Source organism: Deferribacter abyssi (genome assembly GCF_049472655.1).
GTDB classification, from domain to species: domain Bacteria; phylum Chrysiogenota; class Deferribacteres; order Deferribacterales; family Deferribacteraceae; genus Deferribacter; species Deferribacter abyssi.
In genome coordinates this window covers 10,488-33,295 of sequence record NZ_JAQNCS010000017.1, presented here as the reverse complement: position 1 = coordinate 33,295, position 22,808 = coordinate 10,488, and the positions used below count along the sequence as shown (strand labels likewise).

Genomic DNA, 22,808 nt, shown 5'->3' with positions numbered 1-22,808 from the left:
GGTGGAAATGATAAAAGTTAAGGCTTATGCTGACTTGACAAGATATCTTACTAAAGAATCAGGTAAATTTGAAGTAAATTTTGATAATAAAGGAGAAGAAGTTACTGTAGAAGAAATAATAAACTATTATGGTATTCCAGGTGAAAAAATACAAATTATTTTGGTAAACGGTCTCCATTCAGATGAAAAAACAATTGTGAAAGATGGTGATACGGTGGTTTTCTTTTCCCCAGTGGGTGGTGGATGAAAAAACTTGCACTTGGTATTTCCACATGTCCTAATGATACTTATATTTTTGGTGCATTAATAAACAGATTAATAGATACACCTTATGAATTTAAAGTTGTTCTTGATGATGTGGAAGTTTTAAATAATATAGCTATCAATAATTTTTTGGATATAATAAAAGTTTCTTATGGAGTCATACCAAAATTAATTGACAAATACGTAATACTTAAAAGTGGTGGTGCGTTAAGTTATGGTTATGGACCTATTTTAGTATCAAAAAATTTCAAAAAGATTGATGAGTTGAAAGGAAAGAGTATAGCGATACCAGGCTTTAATACCACTGCTTATAATTTATTTAAATATTTTTATGGCGATGATTTTAACTTTTTTCATTTGAGATTTGACAGAATAATTCCTGCAATTATAAAAGGTGATGCTGATGCTGGACTATTAATTCATGAAGGAAGATTTGTTTATAAAACTTTTGGATTAAATCTTATATGTGATTTAGGTGTTATATGGGATGAAAAATTTAATGCACCTATTCCGCTTGGTGCGATCGTTTTAAAGAGAGAACTTATTGAGCTTACTCCTGAAATCAATAGTCTTATTAGGAAATCATTAGATTATGCGAAAAACAACTTTTTTGAAATAAAACCGTTTGTTGAAAAATATGCTCAAGAATTAAATGAAATAATACTTAGAAAACATATTGATGCTTTTGTTAATGATAATTCTTATGATTTATCAAAATATATAAATCAATTATCTACTTTTCTAAACATTGATCAATCTTGCTTTGTGTAATAACATTGCTTTATTTTGACAAAACTCTTTTATTTTTAATAAAATTTACTTATTATTAAAGTATGAAATATTATTATATACTTGCTTTTTATCTTATTTTTTATTGTATATTGCATTCAATAATGGCAGATGATGTTATTATGAATAAAATATATTATAAATGGTGGTATAGAAGTTTTTATGTTATGGTTTCAGTGTTTTTATTGATTCCTGCAGTAATCTTTTATAATAAAATTGAAAATAGTATATATTTTTTCAATCCTCCTTTAGTGATAAAGATAGTGCTTTATATTGTTAGTATAGCGGCTTTATTATTTGGTTACTATGCTTCTAAGTCTTATAATAATAGTGAATTTTTAGGAATTAAACAAATAAAACGGTTTTTCAGCAAAGGTGTGACAGAGACAAATCCTCATAAAAAAATGTTAGTTGAAGGTGCATTAGGATATGTAAGACATCCATACTATTTTACTGGTATTGTATTACTGTGGTCAAGACCATTAAAGTTAAAAGACTTAATAGTAAATATTATTTTTACATTATATTTCATAATTGGTGCAATAAATGAAGAAAGAAAATTGATAAAATATTATAGCACAGAATACATAAATTATAGAAAAGAAGTTCCAATGTTAATACCAAAATTCTTTAGGTTTAAAAAATGAAAACTATTATTGTTGCGAATCCCGTAAGTGGTTCATTTAATAGAGAAATATTTGATAACTGCTTAAAGATACTTTATAAAAAGCTTACAGATATAAAAGTAGTTTTTACTGAATATGTAAATCATGCAGAAAAAATATCTCATAATGAAGAATATGATTTGATAATTACTGCTGGTGGAGATGGTTTGATAAATGAGGTAATAAATGGAATTGAATCAAGAAGAGATAAAAACAAAGCTATACTGTTTTATAATTTACCATTTGGCACCAGTAATGTATTTTGTAGGGAATATAATATCCCATTAAAACCTGAGCTTGCTGCAGAAAAAATGAGTATAGTTGAGTTTGATTCAATACCATTAGGATTTATTGGAGGAAGATATTTTACACTTATGTTAGGTGTAGGTTTCGACGCCACAGCTGTAAAATATGTAGATTTAGCTTTTAAAAAAAAATATGGTAAAATGGCGTATATCAAATCAGGGATTAATTCTTTATTATTTAAAAAATTCTATCCTTTTAATGTGTACATTAATGGAAGAAAAATTAATGCATATCATATGATTGTAGCTGTTAGTAATAAATACGCAGGAAATTTTGTTTTATCAAGAGCATTTAAAAAAAATCTCCTTAACATCTTTTACTTAGATAATAAATCTAAATTAAAACTTTTAAAAAACATTGTATCCATATCCTTTCACAAAGGATTTGTGGGTAATAAATCTACTTGTAATATTCTAAAAATATGTGGTACGGATGAGTTTCAGCTTGATGGTGATTTTTTCAAACTTAACAGTAAAAATAATTTTGTAAAGTTAAAAAAATCTTCCTTCTTTTTGATTAAATCATTATAATTAAATATGATAGTTTGATAACTATTTTTAAAGTTTTTACTTTGGGAGGTTAACTTGAATAATAAGGAAGCAAGAGATGTTTTATCAAAACTCGGCTTCATATACTATGAAGGAATTATAAAAAAAGATACAGTTCGTATCACATATATTTCCGATGAAGTTTTGAATTACATTTCTGATAAGTCTATTGTGTATAATAATAATTTTTTTAAAGAAATTTTAACAACAAACCATAAAGATGCTTTTAACTATTTTATTGAAAACGCAAAACATAAAAAATACATTGAACTACTATATCAAATTGAAGTCAATAATCAAAAGTTTTGGGTGATTGATTTTACTTTTTTTGAACATAAAGACGAGAAAATTTTATTCCACGGGTATCTAAAAAGTATAACTCAACATTTTGAAAATTTCATAGAGAAGAAAGAGATTTCAGAGTACTCTAAAAAGATTTATTCTCTTATTACAACGTTTTTGGAAAAAGATGATATAACTGAAGAGGATATTATTGAAAATTTTATTAAAATTTATAATTTTAATAAAATTGCAATTATAAAAATAGAAAATAATAAACCTAAATTATACCTGCATAATTTTTATGAATATGAAGTTAAAGAAATTATAAAGTTATTTGATTCTAAAACAATTGAAGGTGAAAATTATAAACTTTTTTACTTGTCTGACAATCAGATAGTTGTATTACCTATTAATGAAGTAAGAAAAATAGTAGAAGAACGTTTTAAAACTATTTTGAAGATTATAAGTTTGATTATTGACTACTCAAGCAAGAAAAAGCGCTTGAAAAAATCTATAAGTAACAATTTAAAACTGATTGATCAATTAAAGATTAATTATGCTTTTCTTGAGCATATTTTAGATAATTTACAATCAGGGGTATGTGTAGTAGATGAACTAAATAATATTGTTTTAAGTAATAATGTTTTCAATAAGTTTTTTAAGAAAAAAGAAGTTAATAACTTATTAGTAAATAATAACACTATATTATCCCAAAACGACAATTACTTCAAAATATATATAAAAGATTTGAAAATTGAAAATGAAATTTATAAGATGATACTTGCTGTTAATGTTACAGATATTGTTAAATATGAACAAGAGATTTCAAGATTAGATAGGCTTGCAGCAATAGGCCAACTTACAGCTGGGATAGCTCATGATTTTAATAATATATTAACGGGTATTATGGGGATGAGTAATGCATTAAAAATGCTTGAAAGTGACAGTAAAAAATTAGAATTTTTAGAAAATATTGAAAAACTAGTAGACAAAGCAGCAGGGGTAATCAAACAACTTCTTGATTTTGCAAGGCAATCCGAAGGTACAGGACAGTTCATCGATTTAGTTCCATTTGTTAAAGAATTTACAAAAATACTAAATAATACTTTCCCAAAGAAAATAAAGATAAGTTTTAAATATAACCAATACGAAAAATATATAGTATTTGTTGATCCAGTTCAGCTCGATAGAGTTTTGATGAATATCTGTGTAAATGCAAAGGATGCCATAGGGGATAAGCAGGGAGAAATAAAAATTGTGTTAGAAAAAATAGAAATAAAAGATAATAGTTTTAAAGACCTGGTTAGTTTAGTTGAGAATGGCAAATATGTTTGTATCAGCATATCAGATTCGGGAGAAGGTATTCCAGAAAAAATAAGAAAGAAAATATTTGATCCATATTTTACCACTAAAGAATTTGGTAATGGATTGGGACTTGCTCAAGTTTATGGACTTGTAAAAAATAATAATGGCTATATTACTTTTGAATCAGAATTAGGGGAGGGAACAACATTTTATATATTATTACCTGAAGCAAAGTCAAAAAATGAATTTAAAGAAGAGTTTAAAAAAAATAAAAGAAATGAAAATTTATTGATAAATAAAAAAATACTGATTATTGATGATGAAAAATATATTATAGAACCTCTGATTATGTATCTTGAAAACTATGGGGCAGATATAGATTTTACCACATCAGGAGTTGAAGGAATACGTTTAGCTGAAAAAAATACTTATGACGTAATTATTACTGATTATTATGTGGCGGATATAGATAGTCTAGAACTTTTGGAAAAGCTTAAAAGTTTATGTAAAAACATCATTGTGATGTCAGGTTATCCTGTAAAAAATATGGAATTACCTTTTTTAAAAAAACCTTTTGCTCTTGATAAACTATTAGAGTTAATAATAGAGCTGTTTAACAATTAGTCTCTGCCACTGAAAAATTGTATATAAACAAATAATTACTTTTCAGCTGCAATTAAATTATATTAAAAAGTAAGGATTAAACTATTAAACTTTTATTTCTATATTTATACCCAATTCATTTTTATATTTTTCAATAATGGGATCAACTTCTTCATTTATAAATTCTAAAACCTGCTCAGGGGCTCTGCCAATAAACTCTTTTGGATCCAAAAGAGTTTTTATTTCATTTTCATCTAGTGGGACACGATTATCTTTTATCAATCTTTCAAGCAAATCATTTTCCATCCCTTCAAGCTTTATTTTTTTACCAGCTTCCATAGAATGAACTCTGATTATTTCGTGCATTTCTTGCCTGTCAGCGCCTTTTTTTACTGCTTCCATTATAATATTTTCTGTAGCCATAAAAGGTAATTCTTGTTTGATATGTTTTTCGATCATTTTTTCATATACAATTAAACCGTCTGTTATATTAATCAATAAATTGAGTATCGCATCTACTCCCATAAATGATTCAGGAATAGTAATTCTTCTATTTGCAGAGTCATCGAGAGTGCGTTCAAACCATTGAATAGCATGTGTCATATAAGGATTCAAAGAAAGAGTAATAATGTGTCTTGCAAGAGCGCATACCCTTTCACTTCTCATGGGGTTTCTTTTGTAAGCCATAGCACTTGAACCAATCTGTTTCTTCTCAAAAGGCTCTTCAACTTCTTTTAGGTTTTGTAATAATCTTATATCAGTGGCCATTTTATGGGCTGACTCTGCTATTTTTGCAAGAAGACTTAACACTTTTGTATCTTGTTTGCGAGTATAAGTTTGTCCTGTTATTTTTAAAACTTTATCAAATCCCATCTTTTTAGAAACAATTTCATCCAGTTTTTTTACTTTTTCACTATCATTGTCAAAAAGTTTCATAAACGAGGCCTGAGTTCCAGTTGTTCCTTTAACACCTCTAAATCTTAAGTTTTGTAAGAGATATTCAAGTTCATCAAAATCAAGCATAAAATCTTGAAGCCATAAAGAGGCCCTTTTACCAACTGTGGTAAGTTGAGCAGGTTGATAGTGAGTGAATCCTAAAGTAGGAAGATGTTTGTATTTTAAGGCAAAGTTTCTTAAATTATAAATTAAATTTACCAATTTTTTTCTAATATGAATCAAGGCCTCTTTCATAACAATTAAATCGCAATTATCACCCACATAAGCTGATGTGGCACCAAGATGTATGATTGGCTTGGCATTTGGAGCTATCTTACCGAAAGTATGAACATGAGCCATTACATCATGCCTCAAACTTTTTTCCATTTCTTTTGCATACTCAAAATCGATATTATTTATATTAGACTTCATTTCTTTAATCTGCTCTTCTGTAATTGGGAGCCCTAGTTCTTTTTCAGCTTCAGCCAAAGCAATCCATAGTTTTCTCCATGTGCTAAACTTTTTTTGTGGAGAAAAAATATATTGAATTTCTTTGCAAGCATATCTCTCAGTTAGTGGATTAACAAAAGTCTCGTATCTACTCATTTATTTCACACCTCACTTATTTTCTTCCCCCAGTACTTTGCTTTATCCAAAATTTCCTCTTCATCAACTGTTATAATTTTTCTATTTTCCATTACATGGTTACCATTTATAAAAACATCTGTAATATCGGATGACTTTGCAGCATAAATTAGTTGAGACACAGGATTATAGAGAGGTTGAAGATGACATTTGTTTAGGTCTACAATGATTAGGTCTGCAAAATTTCCTTCTTTTATTTGCCCTGTATTTTCAATATACAATCCTTTTGCTGAATTTATTGTTATCATATACAGTGCTGTTTTTGCATTTATTGCTGTAGCATCATTACTGTAAGCTTTATGGAATTTTGATACCACTGAAACTTCTGCTAAAATATCAAGATCATTGTTACTTGCAGCACCATCTGTTCCGATAGATATATTAGCTCCAGCATCATGCAATTTTTTTATTTTGGCAAAACCACTTGCAAGTTTTAGATTACTTTCCAAACAATGAGAAATATTTATATGTTTTTCCCCAGAAAGCTCAATTTCTTCATCACTTAAATGCACCATGTGGGCAAAGATTGATTTTGTATCAAGCATTCCTATTTCATTCATTAGTTGTAAAGGAGTTTTACTATACTTTTTATATATTTCTTCAACTTCCCACTCAGTTTCCGCCAGATGAGTGTGAATAATTAAATCATATTTTTCAGCAAAAGCAACACATTTTTTATAATTTTCAGGTGATACAGTATAAGGTGCATGGGGGCATATTGCAATACGTATCAGTTCATTATTATTATATTTCTCAATTAGTAATTTAGCTTTATCTAAATAATCCTCTGAGTTCTTGGCAAATTTTGTTGGGAAATCTAATACCCCTGCACCTACAACACCTTTCATTCCTACTTTAATCATTGCTTGAGCAATTGAGTCAGAGTAAAAATACATATCATTTGCACAAACAGTACCATTTTTAATCAGTTCACAAGCAGCAAGTAAAGTTGCATCATATACGAATTCATCACTAAGCCACTTATTTTCTGCAGGCCAAATATATTTCTTAAGCCATTCCATTAAAGGAAGATCATCAGCAAGCCCTCTAAAAAAAACCATTGGCAAATGTGTGTGTGTATTAATAAATCCAGGGAAGATAGCAGAATTACTTCTATAGATTATTTTATAGTCATTTTTGATATTTTCGGGTAATACTTTAATTGTTTTTTCAATTTTTTTGCCATTAATCAATAAATAAGAGTTTTCAATAATCTTGTCTTCATAGTATATAAATTTAGCATAAATTGCAATTTTGTTCATTCTACCCCCTTTATTATCACATTAAGTATTTCCAATGGTGAGTTAACTATATAGTCTGGAGTAATCTTAGCTAATCTCCCATAACCATAAGAACAGTAAATTGTAGATAATCCAGCATAAAACCCTGACTCTATGTCCGTATAATTATCTCCAATCATAAATGAGTTTTTGTTAGGATTTATATTGTATTTTTTAAATAATTCTAATAGAGGAATAGGGGAGGGTTTTTTTTCTATAAAACTATCTCCGCCAAACCATTCTTTAAAATATTTATCAAGATTAAAATGCCTAACTATAATATCTGTAAATTTATAAGATTTGTTTGAAATAATGAACAGGTGTGGAGTAGTTTCTTTTAAAGTTAATAATACATAATCTATTTGTTTATATTTTTTTGATGTTTCAATAATTTTTTTATTGTATATCTCTCTAAAAAACTGTTCTATCTCTTTATTATAGTTTTTTTTACCAACAGCTCTTTCAATTAGTTTTTTTATACCATCTCCAACATAAGATTTTGTTGTACTTATATCGAATTTAGGGTAGCCAAAATTATCTAACGTAATCATTAAAGATTCATGTATATCATTCAAAGTATCAATCAGGGTACCGTCTAAATCAAAAACTATTATTCGACTATTTGCTTTCATCATTTTTTGTAGCGTATTTAATTACTTCATTTCTAAAAATTTGTAGAAATTCATCTTCTTCTAAATTATTTAATACGACATCATTTTTAATTAGTTCTAAAAGTGATTTTTTATATTTGTCATCCAACATACATCTTAACGCTATAGTAGAGTTACATGTTTTGCAATTCCGTAGGCTAAGTATTTCGTGAATATCAGAACAATCAAACAGTTGTAAACTTTGAGGTGCAGGAAGAGTTGTATTATCAATAAATTCTTTATAGTTTTTAAATAATTTTCCACAACTACATTTTTTTGGAAACTGTGAATTTATAGACTTAATTATTTTATCAATGAGATGAAAACTTTTATATGTTTTTGTCATAAATAACCCAACAAAAATAAACAAAATAAATTTAATTTAAAATAGATAAAAAATCAATATTTTTATTTTAGACTTTTTAATTAACATAATATATCTTATCGGACGTAACAAAATCGAGATTAAGTTCAGGTTTAGACTTAGCTTTTTAAATGATTATGGTTTAATGGAGAAAAACGTTAGAAAACATACATTAACGAACATTAAACACTAAGTTGAACTAGTAAGTTCATACTTAAAAACTTCGATCAAATATCGAGGCTACCTGTCAATTCTGATATATTATTAATTCTATTTTCCTCTATATACTTTGATAAATCCTCTATTATTTTCAAAGTAGTTTCAGGATCTACAAAATTTGCAGTTCCAACCTGGATAGCCGATGCACCTGCAATAAAAAATTCAACAACATCTCTATAGTTCATTATACCGCCAATACCTATAATTGGAATGTTTACAGTTTTAAATACTTCATATACCATCCTAACTGCAACAGGTTTTATAGCTGGCCCACTAAGCCCTCCTGTAACATTTGAAATATGGGGCTTTTTAGTAACGATATCTATTGACATTCCAAGAAGTGTATTGATGGCACTTATTGCATCAGCACCTGAATTTTCACATATTTTAGCAAAGAGTTTTATATCGGTAACATTTGGTGATAATTTAACTATTAATGGTTTATTTTTAATATTTTTTTTGACTGCTGTTACTACTTTTTCAGTCATTTTTGGATCAGTTCCAAAGGCAATCCCACCTTCTTTTATGTTTGGACATGATATATTCATTTCTAACATATGTATATCAGCTACGTCTAGCTTTCTAGCTACCTCAACATACTCATCTATAGTTTTTCCCCAGAAATTAACAATGATATTTGTTTTATATTTTTTCAACATTGGTAATTTTTCTGTTAAAAAACGATCTACTCCAATATTTTGTAATCCAATTGCATTAAGCATTCCTGCTGGTGTTTCAATAATTCTTGGCATCTTATTACCAGACACTACATGTAACGATAATCCTTTAATACTAATTCCACCGAGTTTTGATATATCAATAAACCTACTATATTCAATTCCATAGCCAAATGTTCCACTTGCTGTAATGACAGGATTTTTAAATTTTATACCACAAAGTTCTATTTCTAATGGATTTTTATTAGCCATCTAATTTCTCCCAATCAATTTTTGTCCCATCAAAAACTGGACCTTCAACACAACATCTTTTTTGTACAACACTATCTTTTTCCTTAAAATATACAATACAACCTAAACAGGCCCCTATTCCACATGCCATTTTTTCATCTAAAGAGACTTCTATGTTTATTTTATTTTTCAAAGCAAAATTTACAGTAGCCTTCATCATCGGTTTTGGACCACAACAATAGATTTTATCAATAATTTCCTCTTTATCAAAAAGTGTTGTTATGCGCCCTTTTTTACCAAGACTCCCATCTTCGGTAGATATCTCTATTTTATCACAATACTTCTTAAATTCATCAACTAGATGTATATCATCTTTACTCTTACCACCATAATAGAGTACAATACTATTGTTTTTTTTCTTTAATTCTTTTGCTAGGTATAGCAATGGTGCAATTCCTACACCACCACCAATTAAGGCGATTTTACTACTTTCCACAAGCTTGAAACCATTTCCAAGTGGTTCTGAAAACTTAATAATGCTTCCTTCTTTTATATTTGTAAGTAAGTTTGTTCCCTTACCTACAATTAGATATAGTAATGTAAACCCATTATCATCAACATCACAGATTCCAAATGGTCTTCTAAGAAGAGGATCAATAATATAATCAAATATCTGTGTTTTCATCATAAAAAATTGACCAGGTTTGCATTTTTTAACGAATTCTCTGTTTTCAATCTTCATATAATAATACTTACTATTTAATCGTTTATTAAAAACTATTTTCCCCTCCATAAAATCCCCTTTTATTTAAGTTCTTTATAATATTCTTGCAATGATTTTACATCTAATCCTTCGTTGAGATAAGCTTCTACACCATTTACGCTAGCTATGGCAGCTTCCACTGTAGTTACGTATGGAACATTATAGTTTAAAATAACCCTTCTTATAGAATTTGAATCTAGTCTGGATTTTTTACCTTCGGGTACATTTATAACAAAATCTATTTTCTCACTCTTTATATAATCCACAATATTTGGTCTACCTTCTTGAACTTTCAAAACATGCTCAACTTCAATACCATTATCTTTAAGAAATTTATACGTTCCTGTTGTTGCAACTATTTTAAACCCAAGTTTTTCAAGCTTTTTAGCTACGGGTAAAATATCTTTTTTAACACTATTTTTGACACTGATAAAAACCGTTCCTTTTTTAGGTAAAGAGTTATTTGCTGCAAGTTGTGCTTTATAATAAGCCCTACCAAATGTTCTATCTATCCCCATTACTTCACCAGTAGATTTCATTTCTGGTCCAAGTATAGGATCAGTTCCTGGAAACTTTGTAAATGGAAATACCGCTTCTTTGACAGTAAAATATGGCATATTAGGTTCTTTAGTAAACCCTAAATCTTTTAATTTGTATCCAACCATTACTTTAGATGCTAATTTAGCTAGTGATACGCCAATAGATTTACTCACATAGGGTACAGTTCTGGAAGCTCTTGGGTTCACTTCAAGTACAAATAACTCATTGTCTTTTATAGCATACTGTATGTTCATAAGACCAACCACATTAAGTTCTTTAGCCAATTCTTTCGTAGCATTAACAATTTTATCACTTAAAGTTTCTGAAATTGATCTTGGAGGAATAGAGCAAGCAGAATCTCCAGAGTGAATACCAGCCTCTTCAATATGCTGCATTATTCCTGCTACAACAACTAACTCACCATCACTGATAGCATCTACATCTATTTCTACGGCGTTTTCCAAAAATTTATCAATTAAAACAGGATGTTCTTCGCTTGCTTCCACAGCATGAACCATATAATTTTTTAGAGACTCTGCATCATAAACAATTTCCATTGCTCTACCACCTAAAACATAGGATGGTCTAACAACTACTGGATATCCGATTTCTTCAGCAATAGATAAAGCTTCTTCGAAGTTTTTAGCGATGCCATTTTTGGGTTGTTTAAGCCCTATTTTGTTTAGTAGTTTTTTAAATCTTTCTCTATCCTCTGCAGTATCTATACTATCAGGTGAAGTCCCGAGAATTGGTACACCTGCTTTTTCTAGAGGTACGGCAAGTTTTAGTGGAGTTTGTCCACCAAATTGAACAATCACACCAAAAGGGTTTTCTTTTTCTATAATGTTCATTACATGCTCAAAAGTAAGTGGCTCAAAGTATAGTCTATCTGAAGTGTCATAATCTGTACTAACAGTTTCTGGGTTGCAGTTAACCATAATTGTTTCATAACCAACATCCTTTAATGCATACGTTGCATGAACACAACAGTAATCAAATTCTATTCCTTGCCCTATTCTGTTTGGCCCACCACCTAAGATAATCACTTTCTTCCTATCCGTAACTTCAGCTTCACATTCTTCTTCATATGTTGAATACATATACGGAGTAAAAGATTCAAATTCTGCAGCACATGTATCAACCCTTTTATAAACAGGAGTTATCTTTATTGATTTTCTTATTTTTCTTATATCTTCTTCAGTTGTTTTTAACAATTTAGCAAGTCTTTTATCAGAAAAGCCCAATTTTTTTGCATTAAAAAGAATATTTTTATCTATTTCAGTTAATGAAATACTCTTTAATTTATCTTCAAATTGTAAAATTTCAAAAATATTATGCAAAAACCATTTATCTATTTTAGAAAAACTGTATATTTCATCGATGTTAAACCCAGCCCTAAATGCCTCCGCAATATACCATACTCGTTTATCATTAGGTCGTTTTAAATAAGAGATAATTTCTTCTTTTACTTTTTCATTTTTCAGTTCTTGTTCACTAAAAATCTCATCAAAACCAGTTTTACCTATTTCTAGTGAATTTATTGCTTTTTGCAAAGCTTCTTTAAATGTTCTGCCAATAGCCATTACTTCGCCTACAGACTTCATCTGTGTAGTCAGAGTATCATCCGCTCCCGGAAACTTTTCAAAAGTAAACCTTGGAAATTTTACTACGCAGTAATCTATAGTGGGCTCAAAACAAGCGGGAGTTTTTTTTGTAATGTCATTAGGTATTTCGTCTAATGTATATCCTATAGCTAGTTTTGCTGCAATTTTAGCTATAGGAAAACCTGTTGCTTTTGATGCAAGAGCAGAACTTCTAGACACTCTGGGATTCATTTCTATAATTACTTGTCTACCAGTTTTAGGATCTACTGCAAACTGTACATTTGAGCCACCAGTGTCAACACCGATTTCACGCATTACCTTTATTGCAGAATTTCTCAATTCTTGATATTCCTTATCTGTTAATGTCTGAATAGGAGCTACGGTTATACTGTCTCCAGTGTGTACCCCCATTGGATCAAAGTTTTCAATACCACAGATAATTACTACATTGTCTTTTAAATCACGCATCACTTCTAATTCTATTTCTTTCCATCCTATAATAGATTCTTCTACTAAAATTTCATTGACAGGTGATGCTTCAAGTCCCCAGATAACATATTCTTTATATTCTTGTAAATTATAAGCAACATTACCACCTGTGCCACCAAGTGTGAAAGAAGGTCTTATAATCGCTGGAAATCCTATATCTTTTATAACCTCCATAGCTGCTTCATAAGTGTTGATATAAGCACTTTTTGGCATATCCAAACCAATTTTTGCCATTGCTTTCTTAAAAAGTTCTCTATCTTCAGCTTTTTTAATTGCGTCAATTTTTGCTCCAATAAGTTCTACACCGTATTTTTCAAGAATTCCTTCATTATGCAAATCAATAGCTAGATTTAAAGCAGTTTGACCGCCAACAGTGGGAAGTAAAGCATCAGGTCTTTCTTTTTCAATAACTTTTGCAGCAGCTTCCACTGTTAGAGGTTCAATATATGTAGCATCAGCAAATTCTGGATCTGTCATAATAGTTGCAGGATTTGAGTTTATTAATATTACATTATACCCCTCTTCTTTTAAAGCTTTTACTGCCTGGCTTCCAGAATAATCAAATTCACATGCTTGACCAATGACTATTGGTCCTGAACCTATTACTAAAATCGTTTTAATATCATTTCGCTTAGGCACAACTTCCTCCCTTGAACAAATTGACAATATATAATCTTTTTAAATGGAATTTTCAACTAAAAAGAATTCTGGAGTTACCATATTTTATTTTTTATTAAACATAATTCTTAGCAATTTTTTAGAAATAACTTATTAATAAATTTTTTTAAAATAGTTTCTGAACTGTTTTAGACAATAAAAACATAGATATTTATTTTATGAAAAGGGGGTAAGTTCAACTGTCCCCCATATTTTTCCTACTAATATTATACTTCAAAGTCTTTTTCTAATATATAAAGGCAAGCTAATTTTATTGAATCAGTAAGCACATGATATTTGTCTTTTTCTTCATCTTTAAGAATTGCAGCTATTTGTTGTAATGAAACACCTATTAAATCAGATAACTTTGCTACCCCTACCCCTTTTTTTCTAAGCTCGTCTATTAATGTTTTTAATTTGGTTGTTTTCAAATAAAATGAAAGCTCATCTAAAGTTTTTATACTATCTCTTTCTATTTTTTCATCAGTTTCAAAAACCCATGGAGTATAAATGTATGTTAAACCCAAAGCAGCTGCATGCTTACAAAACATTTCTTTAGAAGTTTTACATTCACAGCTATATTCAAGCGGATCTGAGTCTATCTTCAAAGAAACGTTGTATACTCCATGATTCCCTTTAATTTTACCAACTATTATGTTATCTTGGATTTTACAATCAAAAAATTTACCTACATAATTTTCAGCTCTTTGTAAATTAATTGGAGTACAGATATTTCTTAACTGATCCTCTGTTAACTTTAACAACTTCATTGGAGGCCTCCTTAGGTTTGTTTGTGCATCTTCATATACTTAGTATATTTTAAATCATATTCATCTTCAAGGAAATTTTATAGTTTATAACAAATCAACCAACTTTGATTAAATCAATACCGTATTTCCATTTTTGCAGTAAAACTTCTCTAATAATTTTATGCTTAGGATTTGTTAAAAACGGGTCTGATTTTAGTATTTCTTCAGCATCTCTCCTTGCTTTCTGAAGTATTTTTACATCTCTCACAATATTTGAAAATTTAAACTCTGGCAAGCCAGACTGTTTTGTCCCAAAAAAATCTCCAGGTCCTCTAATTTGAAGATCTATTTCTGATATTTTAAAACCATCATTATATTCTACCATTGCATTTATTCTTTTTTTCCCTTCTTCAGTAATATTTCTAGAGTAAACGAGTATACAGTGGGACTGTAGATCGCCTCTTCCCACCCTGCCTCTAAGTTGGTGAAGTTGAGATAACCCGAATCTTTCTGCGTTTTCAATAATCATAACTGTTGCATCAGGCACGTCAATACCCACTTCAATTACAGTTGTTGAAACCAAAACAGCTAGATCCCCATTTTTAAATTTTAATAAAATTTCTTTTTTTTCATCACTTTTCATTTTTCCATGTAATAATCCAACCAAATTTTCACCAAAAAATGTTTTAATTTTTTCATAATTTACTGTTGCAGCTTTCAACTCAATTTTATCGCTTTCATCAATTAAAGGATATATAAAATAAGCTTTGTGACCTTTATCAATTTCTTTCTTAACAAACTTTAAAACTTTATCAATTTCTTTCTCTGAATAAGCTTTTGTAATCACAGGTTTTCTACCTGGAGGCATTTCGTCTATAATTGAAATATCTAAATCACCATAAAATGTAAGAGCAAGTGTCCTAGGTATTGGAGTAGCACTCATTAATAAAATGTCTGGATTATAACCTTTATCAATCAATAATTTTCTCTGAATTACTCCAAATCTATGTTGCTCATCAATTATAGCGAGTCCCAGATTATGAAACATTACATTATCCTGTATCAATGCATGGGTACCAAAAACAAAGTCAATTTTACCTTTCATTATCATTTCTTTTAGAAAATCTTTGTCTTTTTTTGATGTAGAACCGGTTATCAATGCAACTTTAAATTTATTACCAAACAGTTTTGTAAAATTAAAAAAGTGTTGTTCAGCTAGTACCTCAGTAGGAGCAATTACAGCAACCTGATAATTATTATAAACAGCAACAACACCAGAGATAAAGGCTACTATTGTTTTTCCACTTCCCACATCTCCTTGTATAAGTCTATTCATTTGGTTGATTTTACTCATATCATTAAATATTTCTGCCAAAACTTTCTTTTGACTCTTTGTAAGTTTAAATGGTAAGTATCCTTTGATTTCCTCAAGTTTGTTTAGATCAATACTGAATTTTATTCCTGCAGTGTTTTTTATTATACTTTTGTGATTTAATAATCCTAATTGTAAATAAAAAAGTTCTTCATAAATAAACCTTTCAATAGCAGGATGATTTTTTAATTCGATTTTTTTAGCATCTTCAATGTGTTGAGGAAAATGTATTAATTTTAATGCGTTTTTTATATCAGGATAATCATACTTCAGCAAAATATATGCTGGCAGTGTTTCAACTAAGTTATTTAAATAATTTTTAAAGCATGTTGAAACAAACTTAATGAAATTTTTATTAGAAAGTTTTGTTGGCAGTGAATATATTGGATAAATTCGATTTAATTCGAAATCAGACAAAAAAACAGGATGGGCAATTGCATTAAAACCATTGAAAAAAACTTTCTTACCAAAAATGTTATATTTTTTATTTAATTGTAAAATTGTATCAGGGTATTTTTTAGTAAAGTTAAACCAAATACCTAATGTTATTTCTTCCTTTTCATTCTCAAAACTGGCACAATATATTTTTTTATTGTATTTAGTATAAATAATTTCTTTTTTTATTAACTTCCCACAAAATAGTATATTTTTGCCATAATTGCTATAATATTCATACCGATAGGGAAAATGATAAAAAATGTCCTCTACAGTTTCTATATTTATTTTTTTTAGAATCTTAGCTATTTTTCCACCAATACCTTCAATTTTGGTCACAGGTATTTTCAATGAATTAAGTTGAAATTTAGAAATACCGTAGATATGAAGTGTCAAAAGATATATTATATGATTTAACTCTTCGTAAGAAGGTTTTTTATCATTTGTAATCAAACTATTGATAGCAGATTTAATGGTTAAGTTTTTATCACCAACTGATAGTAATATTTTATTTAGATAATTTTTATGATTTTTATAAAAACTGTTTACATCTTGATTAATTTTTTTTAAAATTTTTAGTAAATCATTTTTACTGTCGCTCATTAAAAATTACTTAGACTATCAGTTTCTTCTTCAGAAAAAACTTTTTCAATATCTATAATTATTATCAGACCCTTATCAGTTTTTGCTACACCAGTTACAAAATTATCATCAATCCCTGATGAAACAGCTGGCGCATCTTCAATTTTATTATCGTCAATTCTTACAACCTCATCAACACTGTCAACTATCACTCCAATTTTTTTGTTTCTTATATTCACCACAATAATTCTTGTAGTTTTTGTATACTCTGTTTCCTCTAATCCCAGTTTCTTTTTTAAATCTATTACGGGAATAACCTTACCACGTAAATTTATTATCCCTTCGATAAAATAGTTAGCTTTGGGAATAGGAGTAATTTCCATCATTCTTATAATTTCATCCACTTTCATTATATCTATAGCAAATTTTTCATCTAAAAGAGTAAAAATAACAAATTGATTTAATGCCATGTCAAATCCTCCATATAATTAATCAATACTAAAATTTGGCAATTAATTATAAAGTCATTTTATAAACTCCAAAACTGTACACATTACTTATAAGCATCTTTAAATAACTTATATTCTATTGAATCTACTAATGCCTGATAACTAGCATCAATGATATTATGGGCAACTCCAACAGTACCCCAAGTATCCTTATCATCTTTAGACTCTATCAATACTCTTGTTAATGCTTTTGTACCATCTTTTCCCGTTAAGATCCTAACTTTATAATCTACTAATTGAACTGTTTTTAAATTTGGATAAAATCTTTCCAGTGCTTTTCTTAATGCATTATCGAGGGCATTTACAGGTCCATTTCCTATTGCGGCTGTATGTTCAATTTCACCACCTACTCTTAACATTACCGTAGCTTCCGCAAAAGGCGGTTCTATAGCACTCCTTTTTTCATCTATCACACGAAAACTTAATAAATCAAAGAATTTTTGAAATGTACCCATGGCCTTTCTTATCAATAACTCAAAAGATGCTTCAGCCCCTTCATATTGAAAACCTTTATTTTCAAGTTCTTTAAGCTGCTGTAATAATTGTGTAATCCTTTCATCTTTTGGATCAATATCTAGCCCAAAATCTTTCGCTTTATAAATGAGATTACTTTTTCCGCTTAAATCCGATAAAAGTACTCTTTGCTTGTTGCCGACGAGTTCTGGTTGAACATGCTCATATGTCCTAGAATTTTTTAGAATGGCACTAACATGAACACCGCCTTTATGTGCAAACGCAGATCTACCAACATAAGGTTGATGAATATTATGTTTTAAATTACCTAGCTCGTTTACGAATCTTGAAACTTCTTTTAATTTCTTTAACTGTTCAGATGAAACACATTCATAACCGTATTTTAACTGAAGATTTGGGATAACAGAGCACAAATTAGCATTTCCACATCTTTCACCGTAACCGTTTATAGTCCCTTGAACATGCACTATACCATGTCTAACAGCAAGACATGAGTTTGCAACAGCACAGTCACTATCATTATGACTGTGTATACCAAGGGGATAATCCCCAACCTCTTTTTTAACAGCTTCAATTATTTCTACAAGCTCATCAGGCATTGTACCACCATTAGTATCACATAAAACAAGACAATCAGCCCCACCCTCTATAGCTGCTTTAAGTGTTTTAATCGCATAATCCTTATTTGCCTTATACCCATCAAAAAAATGTTCAGCATCATAAAATACAGTATCAACCCTTTTTTTCAAATATTGAACTGTATCATATATTATTTCTAAATTTTGCTCTAAAGATATTTTTAATGCTTCTGTAACATGGAGATCCCATGTCTTACCAAAAATTGTTAGCGTAGGTACACCAGCCTGTAATAAAGCTTGCAAGATCTCATCATTGTCACAAGATTTTTTTGCACGTCTGGTACTACCAAAAGCAGCTATACGGTCAATAGAGACATTTGATTTTTTAATTGACTGAAAAAATTCGATATCACGAGGGTTAGATCCTGGCCATCCCCCTTCGATATAGTCTATACCAAAATCGATAAGTTTTTCAGCTATTCTTACTTTGTCTGGGACGGTAAAATTAACATCTTCAGCTTGAGTACCATCCCTTAAAGTGGTATCATAAAGCGTTATCTTACGAGACATCATCCCCCTCCCTCACAAATTTATCATGTAGTACTCTAACAGCAAGTTCGGTAAACTTTTCGTCAATCACACAAGAAGTTTTTATTTCACTAGTTGAAATCATCTGAATATTAATATTGTTTTCTGCTAATGTTTTAAACATTTTGGCAGCTACACCAGCATGGCTCTTCATTCCTACACCAACAATTGAAACCTTAGCAATATTTTCATCAGCCAATACTTTTGATGCTTCTATTTTTTTGGATATTTTTTTGCAAAGCTCATGAGCTCTTAATAAATCTGTTTGAGCAACTGTAAATGATATGTCAGTTTTACCTTGAGTACTTACATTCTGAACAATCATGTCAACATTTATATTATGGTTTGCAAGCTCTTCAAAAATATCAGCTGCAATTCCTGGTCTATCTGGGACTTCAGTAATAGTGATTTTTGCTTGATTTTTGTCGCAAGTTACCCCTGAAACTATTACTTTTTCCATATCTTTATCCTCCTTTGTAACTAAAGTTCCTGGTTTTTCCTCAAATGATGATAAAACCATAATATCTACTCCATACTTCATACCAAACTCTACACTTCTTGACTGTAACACTTTAGCACCCAGGGATGCTAACTCTAACATTTCTTCATAAGATATTTTATCTAATTTTTTAGCATTTTTAACAATTCTAGGATCGGCAGTATATACACCATCCACATCCGTATAAATTTCACAAACATTTGCTTTCATTGCTGCAGCAATCGCCACAGCAGTGGTATCTGATCCACCTCTTCCCAATGTTGTTATATCACCTGTTTCGGGGAATATCCCTTGGAATCCAGCCACTACGCAAATTTTTCCTTCTTTTAAAGCTTGTCTAAGCCTTTCTCCTGTTATTTTTTTAATTCTTGCTTTTGAATGTGCACCATCTGTAATCATACCTATTTGGAAACCAGTAAACGAAATAGCATCATAACCCATAGTTTTCAGAGCTTGTGCCAAAAGACCAATACTAACCTGCTCTCCAGTTGAAACTACCATGTCATATTCTCTAGGATCATATTTTGGTTCAATTTCTTTAATTAAATTTATAAGCCTATCGGTTTCTCCTGCCATGGCAGAAACCGTTACAATCACATCATATCCTTCATCTTTCTTTTTTGCTACACGCTTTGCAACATTTTTGATTTTTTCAATAGAACCTACACTAGTACCACCAAACTTCATTACCACTAAGCTCATTTAGACCTCCTAATAAATAATTCGGCTATTTTATAACCATCCCTAATTTCAAAAGATGGCTTAATATTTTCATCATAAAATTCGTTTTGGTCTGGTTCTATATCGCTTCCCCAAATTATTGCAGGAACTGGTTCAGAAGCATGGGTTCTAATTTCAACCGGAGTTGGATGATCTGGAGTAATAAGTAATCTATATTTATCAAACCTTTTTAAATTATCAACAATAATGGGTAACATTTTGTCATTAATGTTTTGAATAGCTTTAATCTTTTCTTCCAAACTACCCATATGCCCAGCTTCATCTGGAGCTTCTACATGAATATATACATAATCATAGTCATTTAAAGCATTTATAGCATACTGAGCTTTACCCTCAAAGTTAGTATCAATAAATCCTGTGACACCTGGTACATCAATCAATTTCATACCTGCCAACTTCCCTATTCCTCTTATCAAATCTACGGCAGCTACAACTGCTCCTTTTATACCAAATTTTTCTTCAAAAGAAACTAAATTTGGTTTTTTCCCTTCTCCCCAAAGCCATATTGAATTCACTTTTTTAAATTTTTTATCAAGTAATTGCCATGATTTTTTAATTAACTCGTTCAATATTTCAGCGTTTTTACCTGTTGGTAAATATTTTTTAATAGACTGTCCCATAATATCATGAGGAGGAGTCGTTTTCACTTCAAAATCACAGTTTCTAATTACCATTATATTTCTGTAACCAACTCCAGCATAAAATTCCACGTTGTAGTCTTTAAACTGTTCGTTCAAATAGTCAATCACCTTTTTTGCAGTATCTTTATCAACATGATAAGCGCTAAAATCTTCCATTATCTCTTTTTTATCATCTAAAGTAACAAGATTACATCTGAAAGCAAAATCATTTTCACCTAAATTAACACCAATACTTGCAGCTTCAATGGGGCTTCTACCAGTATAAACTTCCAATGGATTGTATCCAAAAATACTCAAATTACAAACATCGCTGCCAGGATACCAATCATTAGGGGTAGTATAAATAAATCCACACCTACCCTCTTTGGCAATTTTATCAAAATTAGCTGCTCTCGTGTATTCTAGTACTGTTTTATTATTAAGTATATCTATTTTATAGTCACTCATTCCATCACATAACAACACAATATATTTCATTATCTTTTACCTTCTACTCTTATTACAACAGTTTTTTCTTTTACTACATCTAAACTATCTATCTCATTTACTGCATTTGTGATGTTTCTCCCCAAAGTTTCGTGAGTCATAAAAACTAAGGGAACTACATCCCCTGGAGAATTTTCGCCAGGCTGTATAGCTGAACTTATACTTATACTATATTTTCCTAATATACCAGCTATTTTGGAAAGAACTCCTGGCTTATCAAGAGCATTAAACCTAAGATAAAAAGATGATCTAATATCATTAATATCTCTGACAGGATAGTATTGAGTATATTTATCTTTGAATCCTAAAATAGGTGATGATTTTTTACATCCACTTTCTATCCACTTAGCAATATTAATGATATCTCCAACAACTGCACTACCAGTAGGTTTCGCTCCTGCCCCTCTTCCATAGTGTATTGTCCTATCAACTTTATCTGAAACAAGATATATTGCATTAAAAACATCAACAACTTTCGAGAGAATATATCTTTCAGGAATCATAGTTGGGTGCACTCTCACTTCAATATCATGTTCATGTTTTTTAGCTATGGCTAACAGTTTTATTTTACACCCTAACTTATTAGCAAAATCTATATCAACCTGTTTAATTTTAGATATCCCTTCTACAAAAACTTTTTCATACGGAATAACAGTATTAAAAGCTAGGGTAGCTAAAATTGTTATTTTATGTGCAGTATCTATTCCTTCCACATCAAAAGTAGGATCCGCTTCTGCATAACCTAGTTGTTGTGCTTCTTTCAATACTTCAGCAAACTCTTTTTTCTCCAAATCCATTTTTGTTAAAATATAGTTTGCTGTCCCATTAATTATACCATAAATCTCATTGATATTATTAGCGACCAAATCTTCTTTGATAACTCTAATTATTGGTATTCCACCTCCAACACTACCTTCAAATCCAAGATGCAAACCCAACTCATCAGCAAGCTTAAAAATCTCTAACCCATCTACTGCTAATAGAGCTTTGTTGGCTGTAACTACATGCTTACCTTTTTTTAGAGCATCTAAAATAAACTGTTTGGCAGGATTATAACCGCCAATTAATTCAACTACAATATCTATTTCTGAATCATTGATTATATCATAGGCATTAGTAGTTTTTATAGGAATCTCTTTTAAATATTTATCATCTTTTTCGTTTATTTTTAAATCTGCAATAGATTTCACATTTATATCGATACCTGTTTTTCTTTTAATGGTTATTTTATTATCTAACAAAACTTCTATAGTACCACTACCTACTGTACCATACCCAATAATTCCTACGTTTATACTCTTACCCATATTTGCACTTTACCTCCAAAAATTTTGTGG

At 29.9% G+C, this 22,808-nt stretch carries 19 protein-coding genes; 5 read left to right on the top strand and 14 right to left on the bottom strand.

Going from position 1 to position 22,808, the window contains the following annotated elements; translation table 11 throughout:
* Window positions 1-7: 7 nt before the first annotated feature.
* From OWK30_RS09600 to OWK30_RS09580, 5 genes are all read left to right on the top strand, one after another.
* Entirely contained in the window at window positions 8-247 is a 240-nt protein-coding gene (locus OWK30_RS09600) for a MoaD/ThiS family protein (protein WP_423325950.1), read from the top strand.
* Complete coding sequence (locus OWK30_RS09595) at window positions 244-1,035, top strand: 1,4-dihydroxy-6-naphtoate synthase (RefSeq protein WP_423325948.1); 792 nt, start codon at window positions 244-246, stop codon at window positions 1,033-1,035. The genes OWK30_RS09600 and OWK30_RS09595 overlap by 4 nt, the downstream gene beginning before the upstream one ends.
* 122 nt (window positions 1,036-1,157) lie before the next feature.
* Entirely contained in the window at window positions 1,158-1,700 is a 543-nt protein-coding gene (locus OWK30_RS09590) for a methyltransferase family protein (RefSeq protein ID WP_423325946.1), read from the top strand.
* The gene (locus OWK30_RS09585) at window positions 1,697-2,554 is read left to right on the top strand and encodes a diacylglycerol/lipid kinase family protein (RefSeq protein WP_423325944.1); all 858 of its coding nucleotides are present in this window, start codon (window positions 1,697-1,699) and stop codon (window positions 2,552-2,554) included. The genes OWK30_RS09590 and OWK30_RS09585 overlap by 4 nt, the downstream gene beginning before the upstream one ends.
* A 54-nt stretch (window positions 2,555-2,608) precedes the next feature.
* Window positions 2,609-4,783, top strand: coding sequence for a hybrid sensor histidine kinase/response regulator (locus OWK30_RS09580; protein WP_423325942.1), 2,175 nt, complete (start codon window positions 2,609-2,611; stop codon window positions 4,781-4,783).
* An 84-nt stretch (window positions 4,784-4,867) separates the two neighbouring features.
* On the opposite strand, the gene purB is transcribed toward OWK30_RS09580, so the two are convergent.
* The 14 genes from purB to OWK30_RS09510 form a co-directional block, all read right to left on the bottom strand.
* Window positions 4,868-6,304: an adenylosuccinate lyase gene (gene purB, locus OWK30_RS09575; protein WP_423325940.1), complete on the bottom strand. Its 1,437-nt coding sequence runs from the start codon at window positions 6,302-6,304 to the stop codon at window positions 4,868-4,870.
* A 5-nt stretch (window positions 6,305-6,309) separates the two neighbouring features.
* A complete protein-coding gene (locus tag OWK30_RS09570) occupies window positions 6,310-7,605 on the bottom strand; it encodes an amidohydrolase family protein (RefSeq protein ID WP_423325938.1) in 1,296 nt (431 codons plus the stop codon).
* On the bottom strand, window positions 7,602-8,255 hold the full coding sequence (locus OWK30_RS09565; protein ID WP_423325936.1) for an HAD family hydrolase: 654 nt from the start codon (window positions 8,253-8,255) through the stop codon (window positions 7,602-7,604). Before OWK30_RS09565 ends, OWK30_RS09570 begins: the two co-directional genes overlap by 4 nt.
* Window positions 8,242-8,619, bottom strand: a complete 378-nt coding sequence (locus OWK30_RS09560) for a hypothetical protein (RefSeq protein ID WP_423325934.1) — start codon at window positions 8,617-8,619, stop codon at window positions 8,242-8,244. Before OWK30_RS09560 ends, OWK30_RS09565 begins: the two co-directional genes overlap by 14 nt.
* A gap of 245 nt (window positions 8,620-8,864) precedes the next feature.
* Window positions 8,865-9,785, bottom strand: a complete 921-nt coding sequence (locus OWK30_RS09555) for a dihydroorotate dehydrogenase (RefSeq protein WP_423325932.1) — start codon at window positions 9,783-9,785, stop codon at window positions 8,865-8,867.
* Window positions 9,778-10,557, bottom strand: a complete 780-nt coding sequence (locus OWK30_RS09550; protein ID WP_423325930.1) for a dihydroorotate dehydrogenase electron transfer subunit — start codon at window positions 10,555-10,557, stop codon at window positions 9,778-9,780. The genes OWK30_RS09555 and OWK30_RS09550 overlap by 8 nt, the downstream gene beginning before the upstream one ends.
* A gap of 11 nt (window positions 10,558-10,568) precedes the next feature.
* The gene (gene carB, locus OWK30_RS09545) at window positions 10,569-13,799 is read right to left on the bottom strand and encodes a carbamoyl-phosphate synthase large subunit (protein ID WP_423325928.1); all 3,231 of its coding nucleotides are present in this window, start codon (window positions 13,797-13,799) and stop codon (window positions 10,569-10,571) included.
* A 245-nt stretch (window positions 13,800-14,044) separates the two neighbouring features.
* Window positions 14,045-14,587 (bottom strand): SWIM zinc finger family protein, encoded by a 543-nt coding sequence (locus tag OWK30_RS09540; RefSeq protein WP_423325926.1) that lies wholly within the window; start codon window positions 14,585-14,587, stop codon window positions 14,045-14,047.
* A 94-nt stretch (window positions 14,588-14,681) separates the two neighbouring features.
* Window positions 14,682-16,976: an ATP-dependent DNA helicase RecG gene (gene recG / locus OWK30_RS09535; protein WP_423325924.1), complete on the bottom strand. Its 2,295-nt coding sequence runs from the start codon at window positions 16,974-16,976 to the stop codon at window positions 14,682-14,684.
* Window positions 16,976-17,425, bottom strand: coding sequence for a chemotaxis protein CheW (locus OWK30_RS09530; protein ID WP_423325922.1), 450 nt, complete (start codon window positions 17,423-17,425; stop codon window positions 16,976-16,978). The genes recG and OWK30_RS09530 overlap by 1 nt, the downstream gene beginning before the upstream one ends.
* An 83-nt stretch (window positions 17,426-17,508) precedes the next feature.
* Window positions 17,509-19,086, bottom strand: coding sequence for a citramalate synthase (gene cimA / locus OWK30_RS09525; RefSeq protein ID WP_423325920.1), 1,578 nt, complete (start codon window positions 19,084-19,086; stop codon window positions 17,509-17,511).
* Window positions 19,076-20,305: an aspartate kinase gene (locus OWK30_RS09520; protein ID WP_423325918.1), complete on the bottom strand. Its 1,230-nt coding sequence runs from the start codon at window positions 20,303-20,305 to the stop codon at window positions 19,076-19,078. The genes cimA and OWK30_RS09520 overlap by 11 nt, the downstream gene beginning before the upstream one ends.
* On the bottom strand, window positions 20,302-21,462 hold the full coding sequence (locus OWK30_RS09515; protein WP_423325916.1) for a cofactor-independent phosphoglycerate mutase: 1,161 nt from the start codon (window positions 21,460-21,462) through the stop codon (window positions 20,302-20,304). The genes OWK30_RS09520 and OWK30_RS09515 overlap by 4 nt, the downstream gene beginning before the upstream one ends.
* Window positions 21,462-22,778, bottom strand: a complete 1,317-nt coding sequence (locus OWK30_RS09510; RefSeq protein ID WP_423325914.1) for a homoserine dehydrogenase — start codon at window positions 22,776-22,778, stop codon at window positions 21,462-21,464. The genes OWK30_RS09515 and OWK30_RS09510 overlap by 1 nt, the downstream gene beginning before the upstream one ends.
* Window positions 22,779-22,808: the final 30 nt, after the last annotated feature.

Coding starts and splice junctions, on each gene's coding strand:
- OWK30_RS09550 (WP_423325930.1), bottom strand. CDS start 10,557: ATGGAGGGGAAAATAGTTTTTAATAAACGATTAAATAGTAAGTATTAT.
- OWK30_RS09600 (WP_423325950.1), top strand. CDS start 8: ATGATAAAAGTTAAGGCTTATGCTGACTTGACAAGATATCTTACTAAA.
- OWK30_RS09540 (WP_423325926.1), bottom strand. CDS start 14,587: ATGAAGTTGTTAAAGTTAACAGAGGATCAGTTAAGAAATATCTGTACT.
- cimA (WP_423325920.1), bottom strand. CDS start 19,086: ATGTCTCGTAAGATAACGCTTTATGATACCACTTTAAGGGATGGTACT.
- OWK30_RS09560 (WP_423325934.1), bottom strand. CDS start 8,619: ATGACAAAAACATATAAAAGTTTTCATCTCATTGATAAAATAATTAAG.
- recG (WP_423325924.1), bottom strand. CDS start 16,976: ATGAGCGACAGTAAAAATGATTTACTAAAAATTTTAAAAAAAATTAAT.
- OWK30_RS09570 (WP_423325938.1), bottom strand. CDS start 7,605: ATGAACAAAATTGCAATTTATGCTAAATTTATATACTATGAAGACAAG.
- OWK30_RS09595 (WP_423325948.1), top strand. CDS start 244: ATGAAAAAACTTGCACTTGGTATTTCCACATGTCCTAATGATACTTAT.
- OWK30_RS09520 (WP_423325918.1), bottom strand. CDS start 20,305: ATGAGCTTAGTGGTAATGAAGTTTGGTGGTACTAGTGTAGGTTCTATT.
- OWK30_RS09515 (WP_423325916.1), bottom strand. CDS start 21,462: ATGAAATATATTGTGTTGTTATGTGATGGAATGAGTGACTATAAAATA.
- OWK30_RS09585 (WP_423325944.1), top strand. CDS start 1,697: ATGAAAACTATTATTGTTGCGAATCCCGTAAGTGGTTCATTTAATAGA.
- OWK30_RS09555 (WP_423325932.1), bottom strand. CDS start 9,785: ATGGCTAATAAAAATCCATTAGAAATAGAACTTTGTGGTATAAAATTT.
- OWK30_RS09530 (WP_423325922.1), bottom strand. CDS start 17,425: ATGGCATTAAATCAATTTGTTATTTTTACTCTTTTAGATGAAAAATTT.
- OWK30_RS09590 (WP_423325946.1), top strand. CDS start 1,158: ATGGCAGATGATGTTATTATGAATAAAATATATTATAAATGGTGGTAT.
- OWK30_RS09565 (WP_423325936.1), bottom strand. CDS start 8,255: ATGAAAGCAAATAGTCGAATAATAGTTTTTGATTTAGACGGTACCCTG.
- OWK30_RS09510 (WP_423325914.1), bottom strand. CDS start 22,778: ATGGGTAAGAGTATAAACGTAGGAATTATTGGGTATGGTACAGTAGGT.
- purB (WP_423325940.1), bottom strand. CDS start 6,304: ATGAGTAGATACGAGACTTTTGTTAATCCACTAACTGAGAGATATGCT.